Genomic DNA, 22,404 nt, shown 5'->3' on the forward strand with positions numbered 1-22,404 from the left:
CCAAATGAAGAGGAAACTCGCATTTTGGCAGCTATGTTTTGTAAGGAGGCTTAGAAATGAAGCATTATATCATTAAGCGTACCCTCGCTGCAATACCTCTTTTAATCGGGATATCTTTCTTATGTTTTGTATTTATCAACCTCATTCCATCAGATCCAGCAGAGGTGGCGCTGCGTGTCAATCAAACGCCTATTGTCACACAGCAGGCTATTGATGAGATGAAAGCACAGCTGGGGCTGGATGCGCCTTTTTTAGTACGGTATGTAAGGTGGATGGGTGACTGCTTAAGACTTGACTTTGGCGTAAGTTATACGAATCCTGCGAGGACTGTGTTGGGAGAGTTTAGGCGCTGTCTGCCTGCTACCTTGCAGCTGGCTGGGTTTTCACTGCTCTTTGTGGTAGGTTTAAGCCTGCCTATAGGCTTTTTTTGTGCCGTTTATAAAGACAGCTGGTTTGATAGAATCATGCGGGGGCTTGTTTTTCTTACAACTGCGATGCCCGCCTATTGGGTGGGGCTTTTACTGATGTGGTGGATAAGCATTAAGCTGGATTTACTGCCTACCAGCGGCAGCGGATCTCTTAAACATCTGATCTTACCTTCAATAACTGTAGCCTTAACGTATATTGCCACCTATATTCGTCTGATTCGCAACAACATGCTCGAGAATATGCGTCAAGACTACGTGTTATATGCTCAGGCCAGAGGCTTAAAGCAAAGGACTATTTTAGTTAAGCATATTTTAAAAAATTCACTGCAGTCTTGTATTACAGCCCTGGGTATGAGTGTGCCGCAGCTGATTGCAGGCACCATTGTAGTCGAAAATGTATTTGCATGGCCGGGGATTGGCAAACTGTGCATCGCTTCGATTTTTAATAGGGATTATCCAGTTATTCAGGCTTATGTGTTGATGATGGGGGTTTTATTTGTATTTTGCAACTTAGGGGTTGATATTTTGCAGTATGCAGCAGATCCAAGGCTCAGAAGGGATGTGGCTTAAGTGATAAGGCAGTTTTTGAAAAATAAACTCGCAATAGTTTGTATTATCATTATCTTATTTACCAGTATACTGGGGGTCTTCGCACCGTTTTTTGCACCCAATGATCCGTATGTCAATAGTATTTTAAATAAATTTGCGGCACCATCTGCACAGTTTCCTTTAGGGACTGACCATTTGGGACGCTGCATTTTGTCCCGTATGATTTATGGTATACGACCTACTTTGTTTTTATCTGTACTCACTATGGCAGGGACTATCGCCATAGGCACCTCCATGGGCGTTATGGCCGGATACTTTAGGGGGGCTGTGGATGAGGTGATCATGCGTATTGTGGATGTGATGCTTTCTTTTCCAAGTCAGATTATGATTTTAGCTATTGTAGCACTTTTAGGTGTAGATATCAGGAATGTGATTATCGCTAATATATTTATTAAGTGGGCCTGGTATGCAAGGATGATAAGAACCAATGTGATTCAGTATACCCACAAAAACTTCGTACTGTTTTCAAGGAGTATTGGATCTGGAACGGGATATATTTTAACGCGGCATATGTTGCCTTGTATTGCCTCAGAGATGGCAGTGCTGGCCACTTTAGATACGGGCTGGACCATCTTAAATATTTCTACCCTATCCTTTTTGGGACTTGGGGTACAGGCGCCTATGCCGGAGTGGGGCGCTATGTTAAGTGAAGCTAAAAATGTCATGACGTCAAATCCTACCCAAATGATAGTCCCAGGAGCAGCCATTGTTATTTTGGTCGCAGCTTTTAATCTGTTGGGGGATTGTCTAAGAGACGCCCTTGATCCAAAGGAGGTAAGACGATGAGCAGCCTATTAGAAGTTAATCATTTGTCAGTCAGCACCAGACAAAAAGGGCATGAGAAGGTGTTAGTTTCAGATGTTTCTTTTACTGTAGAAAAGGGCAGGTGTCTTGGTATTTTAGGAGAATCAGGCAGCGGAAAAAGCATGACTTGCAAGGCAATTATGGGTCTTTTAGATCATAACTATAAAATAACAGGCAGTGTACAACTAAGCGGCAGAGAGCTTACTGAGATGTCAGGGGAAAAAAAGCGTACCCTTAGGGGAAAAGACATGTGTATGATTTTACAAAACCCTATGAACTGTTTTGATCCCCTTTACCGCATAGGAACCCAGATGGAAGAGACTTTTAGGACACATACGCGTCTTTCGTCTAAAGAAATACAATTACAGTCAGTCGATATTTTAGAGAGAATGCAGATTAAAAATCCTGAAGATGTGCTGAAAAAGTACCCCCATCAATTTAGTGGAGGGATGCTGCAACGTGTTATGATTGGGCTTGCACTGGCTCTAAAGCCCAAACTCATTATTGCAGATGAGCCTACGACTGCCATAGATTCAATTACTCAATTTGAAATTATCAAAGAATTTATACGACTCAAGCAAGAACTGGATGCAGCCATTATTTTTGTAACCCATGACCTTGGGATTATTACGCAGCTTGCGGATGATGTAGTGATTATGCATAAAGGCATAGCAGTGGAACAAGGCCCATTAAGAGATGTTTTCCGTCATGCAGTTGATCCGTACACACGGATGCTCATTGAAAAAAGAATGGCGGTTATGAATCAGTTTGAGCGGGTTGTTTATCAACGAGGCTAAAGGAGGCATGAATATGATTATGCAGGCGAAAGACGTTTACGTCAGCTTTAAAAAAGAAAATCAGAAACGCCTTTGGGGCAAGGAGCGCCAGCAGGTTTTAAAAGGTGTTCATCTGATACTTAAAGAAGGAGAATGCCTTGGTATTATAGGTGAGAGCGGAAGCGGCAAAAGCACTTTTGGTAAAGTTCTACTGGGTCTTTTAAAGCCAGACCAAGGCGAAGTTACTTTAGATGGCATGCCGCTTTATGGCAGATCGTATCAATCAGGCAGCCCTGGATGCGATCATAAAATAAGTGTAGTTTTTCAAGATTATACGTCCTCTGTGAATCCACGTTTTCGCGTCAAGGATATTATTGGAGAATCCTTGCGCTTTATTATGAAAACGAGTAAAACAAAGTTCAAAAAAGAAGAGCATGTAGAAGAACTGCTTAGACAAGTCGGACTAGATAGTTCGTTTAAAGACAGGTATCCTCATGAACTAAGCGGGGGAGAACTGCAAAGAGTTTGTATTGCAAGAGCCATTGCTGTACGGCCAAAGGTGATTTTACTAGATGAAGCGATCAGCTCCCTTGATGTATCGACACAAACACAGATCATGGATCTTCTGATAGAGTTAAGAGCAAAGTATAGTTTTTCCTATATTTTTATTACCCATGATTTAACGGCCATCACTTACCTATGTGATCGCGTAATGTTTTTTCATGAAGGACAGATTGTTGAACAAGTCGATGATATAAGCAGATTAAGCAGTTTAAAAAATAAGTATGCAAGAAAGCTCTTAAGGGCGGTAATGCCAATAGATATCAAGCCAGAATGGGAGTCTAAAGTGATATGAGTAAAGTAAGTGAAAAGATACACCTTACCCACTGGGATTACTTGAAAATTGCTGTTCCTTTTATTATCTCGACAGTGACTCAGCCGCTTTTGGGTGCTGTAGATACCGCAGTAGTAGGCCGTCTTTCAGATCCAGCTTATATAGCAGGGGTATCGGTAGGCAGTGTGATTTTTAATACCATGTATTGGCTGTTTGGATTTCTAAGAGTCAGTACCACAAGTTACAGCGCACAGGCTTATGGTAAAGAGAGTGAGCGGGATAGAACGACAGCTTTTTTTCGCCCTTGCAGCATTGCCTTAATTGTAGGGCTAGGTTTTATCATACTTCAGAATCCATTATTTAAGGCGACCATGTCTATCTTATCCCCAGAAAAAGAGGTGCAGAGTTTTACAGGAACCTATTTTTACATCCTGATTTGGGGCGCACCGTTTGTACTCGTTAATTATGTGATACTCGGGTGGCTGATGGGGCAGGCCAAACTTAAAATGGCACTTTTTATGCAGATATCTGGCAATGTCCTGAATATTTTATTAGATCTTTTGTTCGTGCAGTATTTTAATATGAATGTAGGCGGCGTTGCTGCTGCAACCCTGATTTCACAGGTGGTTACATTTATGATAGGTGCAGGTTTTATTGTGATGCATGGTAAGTTTGATAAAGAAGAGATGAAAATCAAATCGATATTACATAGAAGCTCGCTGATGGCAATGATGCGGGTCAATGCAGATCTGATGGTACGTACGGCATGTCTATTGATTCAAACGAATTTATTTACAGCGACCAGTGCGTCCTATGGCACGCTCATGCTGTCTGCTAATGCTATATTACATCAGATTCAATATGTTATTTCTTATATGTTTGACGGCTTAGCCAACGCCTCCAGCTTTTATGCAGGCAAGGCGGCAGGACAAAGACAGGAAGCTTTGCTTAAGGCATGCTGGAGAAAGACTGGAGAATGGGTAGGGATTTTTATCCTTTGTATAACGCCTGTATATGTATTGCTGCGTAAAGAGCTTATACTGCTTTTTACAGATATAGGGGAGGTTATTCGTTTGGCAGGCAGCTATGATCTATGGATTGCTCTATATCCGCTGATTGCAGGAATTGGCTTAGCCTTTTATGGTGTTTTTACAGGTACAGCGGTTACAAGGCCGGTACGTAACTCCACGATTATGGCATTAGGTTTAAGTATTTTAGTATGGGCAGCTGCCGTTCCGATATGGCACAATCATGGGTTATGGCTTTCGCTTTTATCATTCTATTTTGGCAGAAGTTTATTTTTAATAGTACAGCTCAAAAAAACACGACTTATTATGAACTCTCAAAAGGAGGGAGAAGACTTATATGCTAGAGCAACTTAAAATAGGGAACCTTGAGGCAGCGCCTGGAGAAAAAACTCAAGGGTTTATCAGAGTTTATGATGAAGAAGTACAGTTTCCGGTGACACTTATCAATGGAATAAGTGAGGGTAAGACTGTTCTTATTACAGCGGGAATCCATGGGGGCGAATATCCATGTATCCAAACAGCTATTGAACTGGCACAAGAAATTGATCCAATGGACATTGCAGGACAGATTATTATCATCCATCCAGTGAATACGTCTGCTTTTAAAGAGCGCATCTTTGCACTTGTATCAGAGGATAAAAAGAATCTGAACAGGGAGTTTCCAGGAGATAAAGATGGCAGTATAACGCAAAAAATAGCGCATATGCTGACCTATGAGTTTCAAAGTAAGGCAGATTTTTATATGGATCTGCATGGGGGAGATCTGCATGAAGCAGTCATACCTTTTGTCTATTATCCGGGCATTGCAGAAGAAGACATAGTAGCCGCCTCAAAAGAGGTAGCTGCAGTTTTAGATGTAAAATATATGGTGAAATCAGGGGCCACAACAGGTGCTTATAATTCAGCAGCGATCCGCGGGGTTCCAGGGATTTTAGTTGAACGTGGCGGAGCAGGTATTTGGACAAAAGAAGAGGTAGAAGCTTATAAAAAAGATGTCAGAAGTGTGCTGGCATATCTTGGCATTATAGCAAGTCAGACCTCTGTTTTGCAAGCACCGTACAATATTACCAGGGCAGTTTATTTAGAAGCAGACTGCGAGGGGTGCTGGTATCCCCAAGTTGTGGCGGGGCAAAAAGTTACGGAGGGAGAACTAATAGGAGAAATCCGTGACTTTTTTGGCAATACAATGAGGTCCTATTTTGCTCAAATAAGTGGCGTTGTACTTTATATGATGGTAGCCTTAGCTGTTACAAATGGGGATCCCTTAATAGCCTATGGAGAAGTTGACTTTTAGTCACTATGAAATGCCAGGGATATTGAGTCTTTTGAGGAGATATGTTAAAATGACGGTAAGTTTACTATAGGAGGATATTATGGCAATTTACGAGTCGGGCGAAAATTATTTAGAAACTATCTTGATGCTAGAGAAAAAAACAGGAAGTGTTCGCTCCATTGATATAGCCAATGAGCTTAATTTTTCAAAGCCTAGTATAAGTAGAGCTATGGGGATTCTCAAAAATGACAAGTTAATTACAATAGATGAGAAGGGCAATATTTTGCTTACTGAGATGGGTAGAATAAGAGCTAATAAGATCTATGAAAGACACCAAGTCATTTTACAATTTCTTGTGATGGTGCTAGGTGTTGATAAGGATATTGCAGAACAGGATGCTTGCAAAATAGAACATGTTATTAGTGAACAAAGCTTCGAAAAGATGAAAATTTTAGTAAGGGAAAATAGTTAACAAAGATGCTGAATTCATAAAAAGGGTTTCTTAGTTGATTGGTCCAACAGTTTAGATAGAGAAGTGAAATGAATTAGTAGGCGGATAAACACTCAAAAAAAGGGTGTTTATCCGCCTGTTTTACTTTTAATAAAGGTATTTTATCTAGTTTAAAGGACGTTTGTTTTGCGAGGATAGGACTGCTCTATACCAGGTAAGTCATCTCATGACGGTAATTAAGAAGCTTGTCCAGAGTCTGTTCGTCTAAGAGTTCTTTTTGTAAAACTAACTCGCGGATTTTGGTGGCGTCACTGCCACATTCTTTGATGAGAAAAGCTACATTTTCATAACCGATATAAGGAGCTAGTGAAGTAGCCAAAACAAGAGAACGATCAAGGTGAGCTCTGCAGGCTTCAACATTTGGGGTAAGTGTTTCGATACATTTTGTCCGAAAGATAGCAAGGGTATGGGTTAAGAGACTCAAGCTTTCAAGCAGACTGTCTGCAATCAACGGCATAAAGGCATTTAGTTCAAAGTTGCCGCTTGCTGCACAAAGCGTAATCGCATTATCGTTAGACATGACCTTGATAGCAACTTGAGTTACCATTTCAGGAATAACAGGGTTCACTTTGCCAGGCATGATAGTACTGCCAGCTTGTAGCTCCTCTAGTGTGATTTCTCCAAAGCCTCCATAAGGTCCAGAGTTCATAAGCCGCAGGTCTGTGGAGATTTTCATAAGATTAACAGCGAGAGCCTTTAGAAGCCCTGATACTTCAACAAATACATCATTATTCTGGGTCAAATCCATAGGGTATTCGGCTCGAGCAAGTCCCATATCTGTAAGTTCACGCAAGATATCAGTAACTCTATAGGTAAATTTGCGGTTGGTATTACTGCCCGTTCCCACCGCGGTACCTCCAAGGTTAATCTGGCGCAGACGCTCTTCCACTTTATAGATACGCCATCTATCACGAGAGATAGCCTGAGCGTACGCACCAAATTCCTGGCCCAGTGTAATAGGCAGGGCATCCATCAGTTCTGTACGTCCAAGCTTTAAAATATCGGCATATTCAAGTTCTTTTTTCTGAAGGCTCTCTTGGAGTTTACTGCATTCATCACTTAAAGCACGGATCTCTTTAATAGCAGCGATGCGGAGTGCAGTGGGATAGACATCGTTGGTGGACTGTCCTTTATTCACATGATCTAGAGGGTGGATGCTCTGATAATCTCCTAAAGGAAGTCCTAAGTGATTAAGTGCTAAATTTGCAATCACTTCATTCACATTCATATTAGTTGACGTGCCGGCACCGCCTTGCAGGGCATTGGTAATGAAAGCATCATTCACTTCTCCCCTAAGAGCTCTATCACATGCTTCTATAATGGCAGAAGCTATTTTGTCATCTAGCAGCTTAAGTTCTTTATGAGTCATGGCAGCAGCCTTTTTTATAGTAACCATGGCATAAACAAGTTCCAGTCTTACATGATTATTACTAATTGCAAAATTATTTGACGCCCGTACAGTCTGAATACCGTATAAAGCATCTCTTTCAACTGAAAGACTTCCTATTTTATCTTTTTCTTCCCTTATATTCATAGGTTCATACCTCTTGTATTTAGTATTTGATCTATAACTTAAAAAAAGTATAGCATGTTTACTTAGATAAGACTACCAATATTCTTTAGAGCGCAAAATGGGCCTTAGTAATCAGTCAAAGCTAGATAAAGTACTAGAAAGTTATTAAAATCATAGAGTACAATAAGGTATAGAGCTGTTTAGTTTTTAACAGTAAGTTATAGGAGGGAGGATCTTTATGGGATATACACCTATGTATTTATGTGATTTGCATACACATACCACTTGTTCAGATGGACATGATACACCTAAAGAATTGATAGACAGAGCGATCAGCGTAGGTATGAAAATTATTGCTATCACAGATCATGACAGGATACCTGTTGAAAGTGTAATAGAAAATGGTAATAAAATAAGCATCGTTGAGTATGCAGCAGATAAGGGCCTAAAACTTATAAGAGGAATAGAAATTTCTTGTGATACCAGTAATGAAGATGTCCACATTATTGGGTTAGGATGTGATTGGAAGGATGCTTATTTTAAATCACTAGAAAGAGAGATTCAAAAGAGCAGGGCAGTAAGCTATAAGGCGCTTATAGCAGTACTTAATAAAAAAGGAATAGATATTACTTGGGATGAGGTGCTTAAGGTAAATAACAATGTAAATCATCCAGAATTGATTCAAAAAAAACATATTTATGAACTAATGGCGTCAAAAGGGTATACAGAATCTTGGCAAGAGGCAAAGCTATTTATTCAGAATGATCTAAGCTTAAAAAGCACCCGTAAAAAGCCAGATCCTATAGAGGTTATAGATGAAATCCACAGAACTGGAGGCATTGCGATTTTAGCACATCCCTACTTGATAGAAGACAGGGTAAGTTATAAGGGGTATACGCGCTCTAGAGACCAGTATATTAAAGGACTCATTGAGGGCTCATTAGATGGTATAGAAGCGTGTTATACCTATGATAAAACCAGTTATAAGGGATCTATGGAAAACAAAGAAATAGAAAAAGAAATCAGGCAGAAATATGCGGGGAAAGTCGCTATTATATCAGGAGGATCTGATTATCATGGGGATTATAAAAAGCACATAGTAAATGCAAGAGAGCTTGGGGAGTGCGGGATTGACCTTGATTATTTTTATGGGAATGCATTATTAAACAAGTTGTATTAGAAAGTATTTAACTTAAACTATTTAAGAATAAAGGTTTTGAGTGCATGGGATATACCATCTTCTGCATTTGCTTTATTATTTGAGCTGTCTTTGGCGTAATTTGGTTTGTGTTATTAAGTAAGGTACCATCCATATCAAGGGCAACAAGTTTTATCACGAGGATCATCTCCTTCTAAGATTTTTGTTGGAATATAATTAATACTATGCTAGATAGTAGTGAAAGTCAATGCAATCAAAAGAACACAACTAAAGCACAAATGAAATATAAAAAGAGAAGAAAAACATTATATTTAACAGTAGCAAATTTGCTAAGACAAAACTATAATTAAGATAAGTATTTATAAAGAGTGGAAGATAGATTAACTTAGAAAAGGAGAAAGAGAATGAAATTAGTCATATTAGAGCCATTAGGCGTAGATGAAAGTAAGCTTTTAGATATGGCAAAAAATACTGTTGGGGACAGAATGGAGATTGTGTATTACAATACACGACAAGAAGATGCAGAGACATTAATAGAAAGAAGTAAAGATGCAGATGTTGTTGTCCTTTCCAATTTTAAATATCAAAAAGAAGTCATTGAAAAGTGTCCGAAGTTAAAGATGATTTGTGTAGCCTTTACAGGTGTAGACCATGTTGATACAGCGTATTGTAAGGAAAGAGGTATTACAGTATGTAATTGTGCGGGCTATTCTACTGTTGCTGTAGCAGATTTAGTATTTGGTTTGCTTTTTGCACTTTATCGCCGTCTTATTCCATGTGATAAGGTAACAAGAGAAGGTGGAACAAAAGCAGGGCTTATTGGTTTTGAACTAGAAGGCAAAAAATTTGGGGTTATAGGGACCGGCGCTATAGGCTTAAGAACAGCCAATATTGCAAAGGCCTTTGGGTGTGAGGTTTATGCCTATAGCCGATCTATAAAAGAAGGAGCGGGTGTCCAATATGTGCATTTAGATACACTGCTTGCAACTTGTGATATTGTATCTCTTCATGTCCCTCAAAATGACGCAACAATAGGACTTATCAATCAAGATAAACTTGCCCTTATGAAGAAAAATGCGGTGCTTATTAATACGGCAAGAGGACCTATTGTAGATAGCACAGCACTTGCTGAGGCTTTAAAAAGTGGACAGATTGCGGGAGCTGGGATAGATGTATTTGAAGTGGAACCGCCAGTCCCCACTGATCATCCTTTGTTTGATGCGCCTAATGTTGTGGTAACGCCTCATGTAGCTTTTGCAACTAAGGAAGCATTAGAAAAAAGAGCTGTCATTGTATTTGATAATATTGATAAGTGGCTGCAAGGAAGACCACAAAACGTTATATAATAGCTGAATAACTAAAGTGTCAGGTGCTTGATCCTTTTTATTATAGAAAGAAAGGGATAAGTGATATTTATGAAAAAAATAAAGACTTTTCAGTCAACCAAAAATGAACCTAAAGCGACTCAGATTTGGGAATCCTGTATTTATACAGCAGAAGAAGAAAAATCATTTATTTGTGATTACTTATACCCAACGCTTAAAAAGGCCGATCTAGATGATGTTAAAATATTTAATGACAAATAATAAAAATAACGTATAAAGTAAAGATTTTCTAATACTTTATACGTTATTTTTTTAGTATGTCATTAGAGACGTTTACAGAGAATAAAAAATGATTGAGAATAGGAGCTAATGTGTATAATAATATAGAGTAGAACATAAATTATAAGTTTATAAATATAATACAGAGATTTATAAAAATAGTGCATTGGTTAAAAAAGGAGATAAGTATGCAATTAAACTGGAGCTTAAAAAAACTTTATCATTCATTTGAAGATGAGCACTTTAAAGAAGATATTAAAACATTAGAATCACTTATTTTAAAAATAAAAAACTGGGTTAATGATAATACAATAAGTCATGATCATGAAAAGGAAAAATTAGAACAGTATATCACTCTCGTAAAAGAACTTACCAGTCTTCATGAAAAGCTAAGTGCTTTTGCGGCGCTTACTTTAAGTGTAGATTCACAAAATGAGTCAGCCACTAAGTATGATGCAGTGCTTGAGCAAAAGATGAGCCAGTTAGCAGGAACACAAGCAAAGTTAGGTAACTGGATCAGCAAGATAGAAAAACTTGAAGAAATAATCAGTTCTTCTGATTTGTTAAAAGAACATACATTTTATCTGCAGGAAATAGTACGGGAACAAAAACATATGTTAGCAGAAAAAGAAGAAGATATTATTGCCAGAATGCAAAATACAGGATCTAGTGCGTGGGTAAACTATAAAAATTTATTAATCGCCACCCATAAAGTAGAGATAGAGGTAAGCGGAGAAAAGAAAGAGCTTCCTTTAACAGAGGTTCTTAATATGGCGTATGATAAAGATAAGGAGATTAGAAAAAGAGCTTACATGGCAGAAATAGCTTCTTATAAAAAGATAGAAGAAGGCACAGCGGCAGCGCTTAATGCCATTAAAGGAGAAGTACTTGCACTTTGTGAGATGCGCGGCTATACTTCACCGTTAGAGATGACTCTTGAAAGTTCCAGAATGGATAAGGAAACCCTTGATGCAATGCTTCAGGCGATTAAGGAGAGTCTCCCGCTATTTAGAAAATATCTTAGAAAGAAAGCAGAAAAACTAGGTTATACAAATGGACTACCATTTTATGAGTTATATGCACCAGTTGTACAAAAAGAAATGTCTTTTCAATATGAAGAAGGGAAGGCCTTTATCTTAAAGAATTTTGGTGCCTTTAGTAAGGAGTTAGCTGACTTTGCACAAAAAGCAATGGATAATGAGTGGATAGATGTATTCCCTAAAGAGGGAAAGGTGGGAGGCGCTTTTTGCTATGCACTCCATAGTATAGGTGAATGCCGTATTATGCTTAACTATGGCAATAACTTAAGTGATGTGATTACGATGGCGCATGAGCTTGGCCATGGTTTTCATGATCAGTGTTTAAACGAAGAGAGCATTCTTAATATCGATCCTCCTATGCCGCTGGCGGAGACAGCTTCTACATTTTGTGAGACGATTGTTAAAAAAGCAGCTTTAAAAGAAGCTGACGTCGAAGAAACACTTGCCATATTAGAAACAGAAATCAGTGACTATACACAAGTTATTGTGGACATTTATTCTAGATTTTTATTTGAAAGTGAAGTTTTTGAAAATAGAACTGATGGGCCGCTTTCACCTAAAGAGCTCAATGATTTAATGCTTAAAGCGCAAAAAGAGGCTTATGGAGATGGTTTAGATCCAGAATATTTACATCCTTATATGTGGACATGGAAGCCACATTACTATTATGCAAGTGCTAATTTTTACAACTTTCCTTATGCATTTGGACTTTTATTTGCCAAAGGACTTTATGCAAAGTATGAACAAGATAAAGAAAATTTCCCAAAAGCCTATGAAAAACTTCTGGCAGTAACCGGTAAAAAACCTATTGCGGGTGTTACAAAAGAAATGAATATAGATGTACGCAGTGTAGATTTTTGGAGAAGCTCACTTAAAATAGTAGAAGCGGATATTGAAGAGTTTCTGCAGGCATACTAAAAAAAGACCAATTTGGTCTTTTTTTAGTTGTAAAAACTATCTCAAATTCATAAGAGGAGTAATAAATAGTGTGGCTTTAAATAAATCAACTTATTTAAAGCCATACTATTTATTATTTTAGAGGAGGTGAGGGCTAAGATGAAATTTAAGGGTTATAAGTATAAGTTTAATTTAAATGCATCGCATAGTATCTTTATTAATCACCGGCCTACAGCTTCACATCTTCATACTTTTGAAATCACATTATTTGTAGAATCATTTGCGGAAGAATTAATCTTATATGATGAACTTGAAAATTTAGTTCAGCAGTTTCTATCCTCCTACGAACACAGAGAACTCGGAGAAATAAAGCCTTTTGATCAGATAGAACCTACTCTTGAGAATATGGGGACTGTATTTTTCGAAAAGCTATATGTACGGCTTGAAGCCCATCAATTTAAGCTTGTGAAATTAGAAATCGGTGAAACGCCTTCAAGAATATATATTGTGAATCACCCAGAAAATAGGATAGATCAAACAATGCTTACTCAGTTACTTATGCAAAGCATGCTTGATAAAGCAACAGAAGAAGTAGTGAGTCAAGCACTGAAACTGCAGCAGTCACAAATAGAAGATGAACCGTTAAAACCAATAAAACAAACTCAACTAACAGGCTTTGATGATACCTATAAAAGTCACAGAAGTGATATGAGGGAACAAGGATCTTCAAAAAATAGATTACAAGGAGACATGACAGGCAGTATAGAAAATAACACATCAAGCAGTGTAAAGTGTAGCTTAGGGTTTAAGACCATACTTGCCCTTGTTTTTTTAACCATAAGTACAATAGTTCTAATGTTCTATGTAAGCCAGGTAGAGGGAGGGCCTTGGGGTGCTGATATATATGGACATATTTTTAAGGCAGATCTCGTATATCAAGGAATAAAGAACGGAAACATATATCCTCTTTTTACAGAACTTTGGTATAACGGCATACAGCCTTTTAGATACTGGGGACCCGTTCCTTATTATATTTTAGCAGGATGCCAGGCTTTAGTAGGGGGGAGTATAGCAGGTGGCTATCTTTTATTTATTGGCATGACTTTTTTCATAGGAGCTTGTGGGTGGCTGGCATGGGGGATTAAAGAAAATAGAATATTTCTTTCACTAGCCTTTGGGATGCTGTGGTTCTTTATGCCGGATAATGCAAGAGTGATTTTTTCAGAGGGAAATATTCCAAGAATAGTTATTACGATGCTACTTCCTTATCTGATGTTTTTTGTATGGGAGTTTGTTGAACATAAGCATAAAAGGGCTGCTATAGGAGTTATTCTCATCATGATTTTAAGTATTACAAGTCACTTAATGATTGCGGCGATGATAGGTATTGCAACGTTTATTTTTTTACTATGTTATACGATTATGCATAAAGAAGCAGAGGCATCTTTTCAAATTATAATTGTTATGCTGCTAACTTTTGCAGTTTGTGGTATTTGGGTTTATCCAGCACTTCGTGGAGGGCTTGTAGCGATGGATAGTGAAGCCACTTCAGAGGTTATGAGGGCACTGAGTATACCCTTTACTATTTCTTTAAATCCCTTCTTAAGACTAAGAAGTACAGGCTATTTTTATTATGGCTTATCAATTGTGATCATTGCATTTATAGGGGTGTTGCTTTCACATAAAAAAAGTCAGCCGGGATTTATTGCTACTCTCGTTATCTTTTTAGGAACCACAACAGCTTTTGTGCCTTTTCTGATTAAACTACCTCTTAACCAGCTTTTGTGGATGATGCGATTTACACCTATGGCCTATAGTTTTTTTATTATAGGGATGATTTCTTGGAAGACTTGTAAAAGATCTATTGTACTGACAATGCTGCTTTTGATTGCACTAGATAGCAGCTTATCTTTCAATCTCCCCCTATATACGGATGAAAAACCTCCAAAGATTACAAGCGTGCTTGATATGACCAAGCCTATTACTAAGCAAAGGATTTTACTTTTGGATAATAGCTTATTTGGTTCATTCCCTTCATATTACCTTGGCGGAGAAGGCGAGAAGGTTCAATATGCTTATGGATGGGCTTGGCAGGGAGCAGCTACTGCTAAGAATATCGTGCTTTTAAATTCCGCAGTGGAAAAAGGCTATTATACCTATATGTTTGATCGGGCTATAGAAATGGGATGCGATACGATCATTATAAGAAAAGCTTCTTTAGAACAAACTAAAAACAAGTGGGATGATATGTTGCATGCGGCTAGGATATCTGACTATGCCTTATATGCAGAAACAGATGAGAGCTATATTATTCGTAGACAAGTAGAAGGTGCATTTGGCGTTGTTACACACTATGAAGGTTTATGTATAGGTCGTTCTGCTACAGAAATTCCGCTTCAATACCCGTATTTTGAAATCGGAGGATCTTGGAATGTTGAAGACTATACCCTAGAAGATCTCAGTCAATATAAACTTATTTACTTATCTGATTTTAGATACAATAATCGCCTAAAAGCTGAAAAGATGTTGATTAATCTAAGCCGTAAAGGTGTAAAAATAGTGATTGATATGAATAAGATTCCAGTAGACCTCGGGACTAACCGAATAACGTTTTTGGGAGTAAGTGCACAGCCTATTACCTTTCATAATAACTTTGGAGATCTATTTTTTAACAATAAGCTTTATAAAAGCACACAGTTTAAAGAAGAGTATCAAGACTGGAATACAGTTTATTTAGATAATCTGAGTGGCGTCACAGGTTTTTCGTGGATACGGAATCAAAAACTGGCTTTTATGGGAAACAATCAACATGAAAATATTATCTTCGTAGGTTTTAATCTCATGTTTCATGCAATGTTTAATCAAGACCCGCAAATACAGCAGCTGCTTAATGAAGCAATAGGGATAGAACCTTCTTGGGTGCCTCAGAGGAGGCTTGTAAGTCTAGAGATTAAACGGGATAAAAATGATCTGATGATTGATGTGCCAGAAGATAATGTAAATACAACGTTTGCATTTTTAGATGCCTATGAAAGCACTAAGCCCATCTTTAAGAAAAATAATCTTTTACACTTAAACCGTGGACAGACATTGATTAAAATTACTTATCCTTATTTAGTGGAAGGGACAATAGTCTCTTTAGCGGGCATTATTGCATTAATAGGGGTATTTGTTATTACCAACAAGAAGGGGAGGTCTAAATGAAGCAAATCATCAGCATAATTTTCCTGATAATAATTATGAGTGCCAAGAGCACCCATGGTGCCCCAGTTAATGTAGTGCTTGATGGGCATTTTGATGACTGGTCAGATAAACCGGCTTCAGAATTAAAATACCCATGGAACAATGAGGGGCAAGTGCATATTTTAAAATGGCATATGGATGATAACAATTTATATTTGTATATCAAAATGGGTACTCGAGGAGGCCAAGCTTTAAACTACTATCAAATAGTATATTATGTAGATCAAGGATCAAGGAGGCAGTTAGCACTAGCGCCTGATACCCCCAGTAAAGGCAGGATAAGTATTGTTGATACGAGTGGAGGCTACCTCATTTTAACAGCCGATGGTTACGTTGTAAGGGGGGATAATAAGGATGGAAAAACCAGTGATCAAGGAGAATTTCGTATACCTTTATCTACCTTTAGGCAAGATACTAATAACCAGATGTTTACTTTAAGGCTAGAGTTTCCAAATTTAGGAAGTCAATCAGTTATTTTTGAGGCGGGAAGCACCCGGCCATACATGGGACTAGTTATCAGTGGGGTAGTGGCTATAGTAGGGGCTATGATTTATAAAAGAAAGAGAAGACCAAGTGTATGAGTATTTTAATAGGGTGCGTATTTATTCTATGGCTTTATTTAATGACAGTCTTTAATAGAGGGAAATTGCATTTTTTTAAGTTTGTTTTTGGGGCTGTGGGGATATTCTTTTTTTTAATGACGTTTTTTGAGCCTTATTTAGTGAGCCTATTGAGTCGATTAGTAACCATTGCAGCAGGAATTATTGGGGATGCAACAGGTTATTATAAGACATTCCATGAGTATTCGCTTATTCTGATTTCTAGAAATGAAGAAACAATATCACTTTATATAGATTACGAATGTTCAGGAGTTATCGAGATTCTAGCTTTTATTTCGCTTCTTTGCTTCTTTCCAGTCTACAATATCTTAGAAAAAATAGCAGGCTGCATCCTAGGGGCTTTTTGGATCTTCATGTCCAATGTACTGAGACTTTTTATAATCTGTAGTTTGGTATATTACTATGGCAATAACATTTTTTATTTTGCGCATACATTGTTTGGCAGAATTGTTTTCTATACATTATCTATCATTTTATATTTTCATGTATTTACTAAAGCGCAGATTAAAAGGCAAAAGATAGGAGATGTTTCGTATGGAGATGATATTTAGCAGAACGTTAAGAACGATGATTTTCTGGATGGCATGGATTATTATTCCATTCATTATGGAGATTATTCCGGCTATTGGAGGGTTTTTTATACTTCTTAAAAAGAAGTTTCTTATAAAAAGAGAAGCTTTTAAAGGAAAACTCCCTCAGATTACAGTCATTGTACCCGTCTATAATTCAGCAGATACCCTGAGCGCATGCTTGGGATCAATTTATCACTCAAACTATCCTATGGAACTTATAGATGTCTTACTAGTAGATAATATGAGCAGTGATAATAGCTTCGAGATTTTTACCCAAGCTCAGAGGCACTTTGAAGGCTTATCTATGAGTTATTTAAATTCTAAGCAAGGCAAATCTAAGGCACTTAACATGGCACTTTTTAATAGCACAGGCAAGTATATTATTCATATTGACAGCGATGGACAGCTTGAAAAAGATGCGCTTAAAAATATGATTATACGCTTTGAACAAAATCAGGACATACATTGTATGACAGGTGTTATCTTAGTTGATCCCGTTTATATTAAAAAGACCAAAGGTTTATTTTTACGTATCCTAAGAGACTGTGAGTTTTTTGAATATGCACAAGCTTTTTTGGCGGGAAGAAATTTTGAGTCGGAGCTAGGCAGTATTTATACAGTATCCGGAGCTTTTTCATCTTTTAGAAAATCAGTCGTTTTAAAAACCCAGCTTTATAACAGTGAAACGGTTTGTGAAGATACTCAGATTACTTTTCAGATGCGGCATCTATTAAAAAAGAATGTGCATTTATGTGAAGAAGCTTTATTTTTTGTAGATCCCATTGAAGATTTTAACAAGCTCTATACCCAAAGACAAAGGTGGCAGCGGGGAGAAATAGAAGTTTCACATATGTTTTTGCAACATAAGATGTCAGCGGTTAAAGGGTTTTTTAGTAATTTTATGATTAGGTTGCTTATATATGATCATACTTTTGCTTTTCCAAGACTGATATGGTATTTTGCACTGATTTTTCTGGTATTTATGAACTATCCCTTTGAGCTTGTTATAGGTTCAGTATTTATCATTTATTTGCTATATGTTTTCTCAGGTTTTTTATTTTATCTGAATATAAGCATGTATCTTAGAAATTATGAAGCCGTTAGAATCTATTACACTTCAAGGATTTATATGATTTTTCTACTGCCTGTTTTTAACTTTATCATCTTTTGGATAAGATTTGCAGGCATTATTAATAGCATCAAAGGAGAAAGACAGTGGAAAACATTGAATTTAAAAGAAGAATATAAAATTTTCACGACCATAGCAAAAAGAGATTTCGACTATGCGCTTCAAATTATACGTCGTATAAGAAAGAGGGTTAATAATGAATGAAATAACAGTTATGCTTCCTGCTTACAATGAAGAGGGCAACATTATTGAACTGATTAAAAAATGGGAAAATTATAAAAGTACTTTAAAATTACATTATCAGCTTGATTTGCAAATTGTTATTATTAATGACGGAAGTGTAGATCAAACAAAGGTTATAGCTGAAAGATTACAAGAAGATTATGATAATCTAAAGCTTATTAATCATCCAGTTAATCAAGGACTTGGGATGGCTGTTAAAACGGGCATAGAATATGTTTTGAAAAATAGTTCTAATAGTGAATACATTTGTTTTATGGACTGTGATAATACCCATGATCCTAAGTATATACGCGATATGATAGATAAACAAAAAGAAACCCATGCAGATGTCGTTATCGCTTCAAGATATCAAGAGGGTGCATCGGTTCGGGGGCTTTCAAAACTAAGACGCTTTACTTGCCAAGCAGCCAAGAGGGTTTATGGGACCTCTTTACATGTAAAAGGGGTAAGGGACTATACTTGTGGCTATAGACTTTATAAAAGGACTATTTTAGAGAAATTAAAAGATAAGTTTAAAGATCAGATGATCGAAGAGAGTGGATTTGCCTGTATGACGGAGCTTTTGTACAAGCTATATGCTTGTGGTGCTGTTTTCGCAGAGGTGCCTTTTGAACTTAGATATGATTTCAAACAAGGGGATAGCAAAATGAAAATCATCAGAACATCTATTAATAGCATGAAGTTAGTTATAAAGCTTAAAAGAATTAAAACTTGATAGGAAAGATTTGAAAGTTTACCAATTTCTATATGATTTTCTTAAAGTGGAAATTTTAAAGTGTTCAGTGTGACATAATTAAACATCAAGAATATCATAGGTTTGATAGGGTCAAGTTTATATTTTTAAAATAGTTTTGTGGGTGAAAAGTAAAAATATAATCTATTTAGAAATTTGATTATCGCGTGTAATAAGGATATAATAAAGACAACAAACATTTATGTAAACTTCTTGTGCGATGGGTTTTATGACTTATTAACAGCAGGAAAGATCATAGGTGTTTTTGTTTTATTAAAAGGACGTAGACCCTATGTTGGAGACAAATAGGCTCATTAATCTTATAGATTTAAGGTTATACAAGGGGGAGGGATAAAGATGAGAAACAATAAGGAAGAAAAGTATTTATTTAAAATATTTAGCATCTGCAGCGTGGTAACTTTACTCATTATAGTGTTGGGGACACTTTTGGTTTACCAAATGAATGATCATAAAAATACATTGGTTGAAGTCTTTGCAAATGAGCAGCAGATGGAGGTAACTCGGCTGGCAGAAGAAGCAGAACAACTTCTTGCAGATGCTGTGGCAGAAGATAAAAACACTTTTAAAATAGCCGAAACAAAGGTTATTGATGAGATTATTAAGACGCAAGTTAATTCTCACAATCAGTATATATTTTTCTATGACAGGGAAGGCGTTTTATTTGAAAAAGATGCTTCAACGACACAAAAATATCAAGATAAAAGTATAAATGCGCTATTTGATAAGTGGAGATATGAAGGCGGACAAGATCTAGAGGCTGCGGAGCAGCTTATGAATCAGGGTATAAGCGGAACAGCAACGGTGATAAAGCAAAGTGACAAAGGTAAAGAAGTGCTTGCATGGACCTTTTTAAATGCAGGAGAGGCACAATATATAATCGGTATAGCAACGCTAGAAACATATATGCTAACGACACTGCGCATACCACAGCATTTTACAAGAATTTATATGTTGGGAACCTTCATAGCGTTAGGTATCGTCGTATTAAGCATCTTGTTCTCAATTTATATCTTTGATGCAGCTAAAAAAGCAAATGGATTTAAAAATGAAATTAAAAATAAAAATCTACAGATCGAAAAGTTTAGTACACAGATTAATGCTATGCAGCAGGTTACCCAAACAGCTAGTATTTACGATCTGGCTTCTGGAGTTTATAACAGGGAATTTTTTGATAATCTTATGACAAAACTTAATATAGAAACATTTTTACCGCTTACTTTTATTAGAATAAGTTTAACTTCTTCATCAGATACAGATGAAAGTGTCTTATCAGAGGAGATATTAAAAGACGTAGCAAAGTTAGTTGGGGAAAAGAGCAGAAAGTCTGATATCGTAGCACGTCTTAATCAAAATGAATTGGTGTTAGTGATGCTCCAAGCGGATAAAGAACTCGCCCAAAAGTTTATTGACGATGTTAAAGAAGCATTTAATTTAAGGGACAATAGGGAAGCTTGCATAAAATTGAGTATGGCGACCCAAAATCAAGAAGATGAAAGTATATGGGAGACCTTAGAAAAAACTATTAATAAAACGTATCAAGAAGAAACATACAAGGAGATGGGACAGTTTTCGGGTTACTCAGCTTAAGCAGAAGCAAAATTAATAAGACGTAGATAAAAGATTCAGAATAGAAGGGGGATATTATGAATAGTATTAGAAGGCGCATAAGTTTGCATAATCCTCTTATAAAATACTTTATTTACTCAGTTTTAGCAGCGGTTATTGATGGTGGTTTGGTATGGCTTCTAATCAGCTATTTTGACGTCAGCTTAGTTTATGCCAATACAACAGGAGTAATTTTGGGCTTTTTTATACATTATGTATTAGCATCAAAGTCTATTTTTAATGCGGCTTATGGCCTCTTAGGTTTCTTAATTTATATAGGTACCTTCGTAGTAGGTTTGTTTTTGGCAGGCGGGCTCATCAGTCTATGCTATCAGTATGTATTTTATTTTTTATCCAGGGAACTTAATTTCTTATTTAGTAAGGGGGTCTCTTTAATCGTTCCATTTTTTGTTTTGTATTTTATGAGAAAATATCTTTATCATCTTGTGGAAAAAACGGCTAAGCATAAAGGAGATGTAGCACTTTGAAGTATAATCAATATAGGTTTAAGTTTTATATTAATGCAACCCATGCGATCTATATCAATGGGGTGCTGGGGCAAGAACATCCCCATACGTGGGAGATTACGATGCATACGCTTAAAGTTAAAGATGATTTCATTGCCTTCGATACTATAGAAAAAGATATTGAAAAGTATCTGCATAGATTTCAGGATGTATCTATTAATCAAGTTGAGCCTTTTACAACTTTAAATCCTACGCTTGAAAATATCAGCCACTACTTTAAAGAAACATTGCAGCAACTATTATTTGAAAAAAGGTGGCTTCTTTTATCTATTGAAGTCAGTGAAACGCCTACAAGGTCTTATATTATTGATATTTCTGATGAGGTTAAAGAAGTGCAGGCTTCCAGATAGAAGAAGGCATATTCAATCAATAAGGCTATAAGCACAGTATAAAAAGTGCTTATAGCCTTATTGATTGGAGAATAGTTTCGAAAACTTCTTCATAACGATAAAGTTTATCTGCTCTTCCCGAAATTATTTCTATACTGGAAAAGATATCTATGTATATTTATCAAGGGTTTGGAGCAATATAAAAAATAAGAATAAAAAATATGAAAAAAGTGTTGACATATGTAGAAAACTCGTGTAATATTATACAAGTCGCCACTAGTTAGCGGCACAAACGAAAAAGCCTTAGGGCTTGAGCATCAACACTTAATGAACTTTGAAAATAGAATAGTAACCATAAAACCAGTCGATTCAAAAGAACTTCACATAGAAACTTATACTAAGTTTCATTGCAAGTTCGAATCAAGTGCTTAAAGAATAGCAATATTCTTTAAAAGTACAAGTAATTAAGTCAAAAAACAGTTAACTACTGTTTGGACAAACTTTTATATGAGAGTTTGATCCTGGCTCAGGATGAACGCTGGCGGCGTGCTTAACACATGCAAGTCGAACGGACTAAGAGAGCTTGCTCTCTTGGTTAGTGGCGGACGGGTGAGTAACGCGTGGGTAACCTGCCCTATGCAGGGGGATAACAACGAGAAATTGTTGCTAATACCGCATAATAAAGAAAAACTGCATGGTTTTTCTTTCAAAGATTTATCGGCATAGGATGGACCCGCGTTGGATTAGCTAGTTGGTGAGATAACAGCCCACCAAGGCAACGATCCATAGCCGGCCTGAGAGGGTGAACGGCCACACTGGGACTGAGACACGGCCCAGACTCCTACGGGAGGCAGCAGTGGGGAATATTGCACAATGGGCGCAAGCCTGATGCAGCGACGCCGCGT

The 22,404-nt window shown here is 37.1% G+C and carries 21 protein-coding genes and 1 rRNA gene; 20 read left to right on the forward strand and 2 right to left on the reverse strand.

All coding sequences use genetic code 11. The features are described 5' to 3' along the window. Window positions 1-56 precede the first annotated feature (56 nt). The 7 genes from opp1B to BN3326_RS13635 all read left to right on the forward strand — a co-directional run bounded on the left by opp1B (window position 57) and on the right by BN3326_RS13635 (window position 6,225). The gene (gene opp1B, locus BN3326_RS13605; protein WP_069999797.1) at window positions 57-998 is read left to right on the forward strand and encodes a nickel/cobalt ABC transporter permease; all 942 of its coding nucleotides are present in this window, start codon (window positions 57-59) and stop codon (window positions 996-998) included. Continuing rightward, window positions 999-1,823 (forward strand): nickel/cobalt ABC transporter permease, encoded by an 825-nt coding sequence (opp1C, locus tag BN3326_RS13610; RefSeq protein ID WP_069999798.1) that lies wholly within the window; start codon window positions 999-1,001, stop codon window positions 1,821-1,823. It begins immediately after the preceding gene. Continuing rightward, window positions 1,820-2,638 carry an ABC transporter ATP-binding protein gene (locus BN3326_RS13615; RefSeq protein ID WP_069999799.1) on the forward strand — a complete coding sequence of 273 codons (819 nt, stop codon included), beginning with the start codon at window positions 1,820-1,822 and terminating at the stop codon, window positions 2,636-2,638. The genes opp1C and BN3326_RS13615 overlap by 4 nt, the downstream gene beginning before the upstream one ends. 13 nt (window positions 2,639-2,651) lie before the next feature. Next, window positions 2,652-3,473 carry an ABC transporter ATP-binding protein gene (locus tag BN3326_RS13620; RefSeq protein ID WP_069999800.1) on the forward strand — a complete coding sequence of 274 codons (822 nt, stop codon included), beginning with the start codon at window positions 2,652-2,654 and terminating at the stop codon, window positions 3,471-3,473. Next, window positions 3,470-4,834, forward strand: a complete 1,365-nt coding sequence (locus BN3326_RS13625; RefSeq protein ID WP_069999820.1) for an MATE family efflux transporter — start codon at window positions 3,470-3,472, stop codon at window positions 4,832-4,834. Before BN3326_RS13620 ends, BN3326_RS13625 begins: the two co-directional genes overlap by 4 nt. Further along, entirely contained in the window at window positions 4,818-5,774 is a 957-nt protein-coding gene (locus BN3326_RS13630) for a M14 family metallopeptidase (RefSeq protein ID WP_069999801.1), read from the forward strand. The genes BN3326_RS13625 and BN3326_RS13630 overlap by 17 nt, the downstream gene beginning before the upstream one ends. 79 nt (window positions 5,775-5,853) lie before the next feature. Continuing rightward, complete coding sequence (locus tag BN3326_RS13635) at window positions 5,854-6,225, forward strand: metal-dependent transcriptional regulator (RefSeq protein WP_069999802.1); 372 nt, start codon at window positions 5,854-5,856, stop codon at window positions 6,223-6,225. A 184-nt stretch (window positions 6,226-6,409) separates the two neighbouring features. On the opposite strand, the gene BN3326_RS13640 is transcribed toward BN3326_RS13635, so the two are convergent. Continuing rightward, window positions 6,410-7,798, reverse strand: coding sequence for an aspartate ammonia-lyase (locus tag BN3326_RS13640; RefSeq protein ID WP_069999803.1), 1,389 nt, complete (start codon window positions 7,796-7,798; stop codon window positions 6,410-6,412). A 217-nt stretch (window positions 7,799-8,015) separates the two neighbouring features. Here BN3326_RS13640 and BN3326_RS13645 point away from each other — a divergent pair, with 217 nt between their 5' ends. Next, a complete protein-coding gene (locus BN3326_RS13645) occupies window positions 8,016-8,957 on the forward strand; it encodes a PHP domain-containing protein (RefSeq protein ID WP_069999804.1) in 942 nt (313 codons plus the stop codon). Window positions 8,958-8,964: 7 nt separating this feature from the next. Here the strand turns inward: BN3326_RS13645 and BN3326_RS21505 are convergent, their stop codons facing one another. Further along, window positions 8,965-9,114 carry an HAD family hydrolase gene (locus BN3326_RS21505; RefSeq protein WP_141722923.1) on the reverse strand — a complete coding sequence of 50 codons (150 nt, stop codon included), beginning with the start codon at window positions 9,112-9,114 and terminating at the stop codon, window positions 8,965-8,967. Window positions 9,115-9,340: 226 nt separating this feature from the next. On the opposite strand from BN3326_RS21505, the gene BN3326_RS13650 reads away from it, so the two are divergent. From BN3326_RS13650 to BN3326_RS13700, 12 genes are all read left to right on the forward strand, one after another. After that, window positions 9,341-10,282: a 2-hydroxyacid dehydrogenase gene (locus tag BN3326_RS13650; RefSeq protein WP_069999805.1), complete on the forward strand. Its 942-nt coding sequence runs from the start codon at window positions 9,341-9,343 to the stop codon at window positions 10,280-10,282. Window positions 10,283-10,351: 69 nt separating this feature from the next. Continuing rightward, entirely contained in the window at window positions 10,352-10,522 is a 171-nt protein-coding gene (locus BN3326_RS22050) for a hypothetical protein (RefSeq protein ID WP_171903837.1), read from the forward strand. Between the two features lie 206 nt (window positions 10,523-10,728). Then, the gene (locus tag BN3326_RS13655; RefSeq protein ID WP_069999806.1) at window positions 10,729-12,498 is read left to right on the forward strand and encodes a M3 family oligoendopeptidase; all 1,770 of its coding nucleotides are present in this window, start codon (window positions 10,729-10,731) and stop codon (window positions 12,496-12,498) included. A gap of 138 nt (window positions 12,499-12,636) precedes the next feature. After that, on the forward strand, window positions 12,637-15,681 hold the full coding sequence (locus BN3326_RS13660) for a 6-pyruvoyl-tetrahydropterin synthase-related protein (RefSeq protein WP_069999807.1): 3,045 nt from the start codon (window positions 12,637-12,639) through the stop codon (window positions 15,679-15,681). Then, on the forward strand, window positions 15,678-16,301 hold the full coding sequence (locus tag BN3326_RS13665; protein WP_069999808.1) for a Firmicu-CTERM sorting domain-containing protein: 624 nt from the start codon (window positions 15,678-15,680) through the stop codon (window positions 16,299-16,301). Before BN3326_RS13660 ends, BN3326_RS13665 begins: the two co-directional genes overlap by 4 nt. Beyond that, entirely contained in the window at window positions 16,298-16,891 is a 594-nt protein-coding gene (gene xrtG / locus BN3326_RS13670; RefSeq protein ID WP_069999809.1) for an exosortase family protein XrtG, read from the forward strand. Before BN3326_RS13665 ends, xrtG begins: the two co-directional genes overlap by 4 nt. Further along, a complete protein-coding gene (locus BN3326_RS13675; RefSeq protein ID WP_069999810.1) occupies window positions 16,875-18,245 on the forward strand; it encodes a TIGR03111 family XrtG-associated glycosyltransferase in 1,371 nt (456 codons plus the stop codon). The genes xrtG and BN3326_RS13675 overlap by 17 nt, the downstream gene beginning before the upstream one ends. After that, window positions 18,238-18,999 carry a glycosyltransferase family 2 protein gene (locus BN3326_RS13680; RefSeq protein WP_069999811.1) on the forward strand — a complete coding sequence of 254 codons (762 nt, stop codon included), beginning with the start codon at window positions 18,238-18,240 and terminating at the stop codon, window positions 18,997-18,999. The genes BN3326_RS13675 and BN3326_RS13680 overlap by 8 nt, the downstream gene beginning before the upstream one ends. A gap of 375 nt (window positions 19,000-19,374) precedes the next feature. Next, window positions 19,375-20,625, forward strand: a complete 1,251-nt coding sequence (locus BN3326_RS13685; RefSeq protein WP_069999812.1) for a nucleotidyl cyclase domain-containing protein — start codon at window positions 19,375-19,377, stop codon at window positions 20,623-20,625. A 56-nt stretch (window positions 20,626-20,681) separates the two neighbouring features. Further along, on the forward strand, window positions 20,682-21,131 hold the full coding sequence (locus tag BN3326_RS13690) for a GtrA domain-containing protein (protein WP_069999813.1): 450 nt from the start codon (window positions 20,682-20,684) through the stop codon (window positions 21,129-21,131). After that, window positions 21,128-21,520, forward strand: a complete 393-nt coding sequence (locus BN3326_RS13695) for a 6-carboxytetrahydropterin synthase (protein WP_069999814.1) — start codon at window positions 21,128-21,130, stop codon at window positions 21,518-21,520. Before BN3326_RS13690 ends, BN3326_RS13695 begins: the two co-directional genes overlap by 4 nt. 482 nt (window positions 21,521-22,002) lie before the next feature. After that, window positions 22,003-22,404, forward strand: a 16S ribosomal RNA gene (locus BN3326_RS13700); the annotation flags it as partial.

Origin of the sequence: Cellulosilyticum sp. I15G10I2 (assembly GCF_900095725.1) — a bacterium.
Lineage (GTDB): Bacteria > Bacillota > Clostridia > Lachnospirales > Cellulosilyticaceae > FMMP01.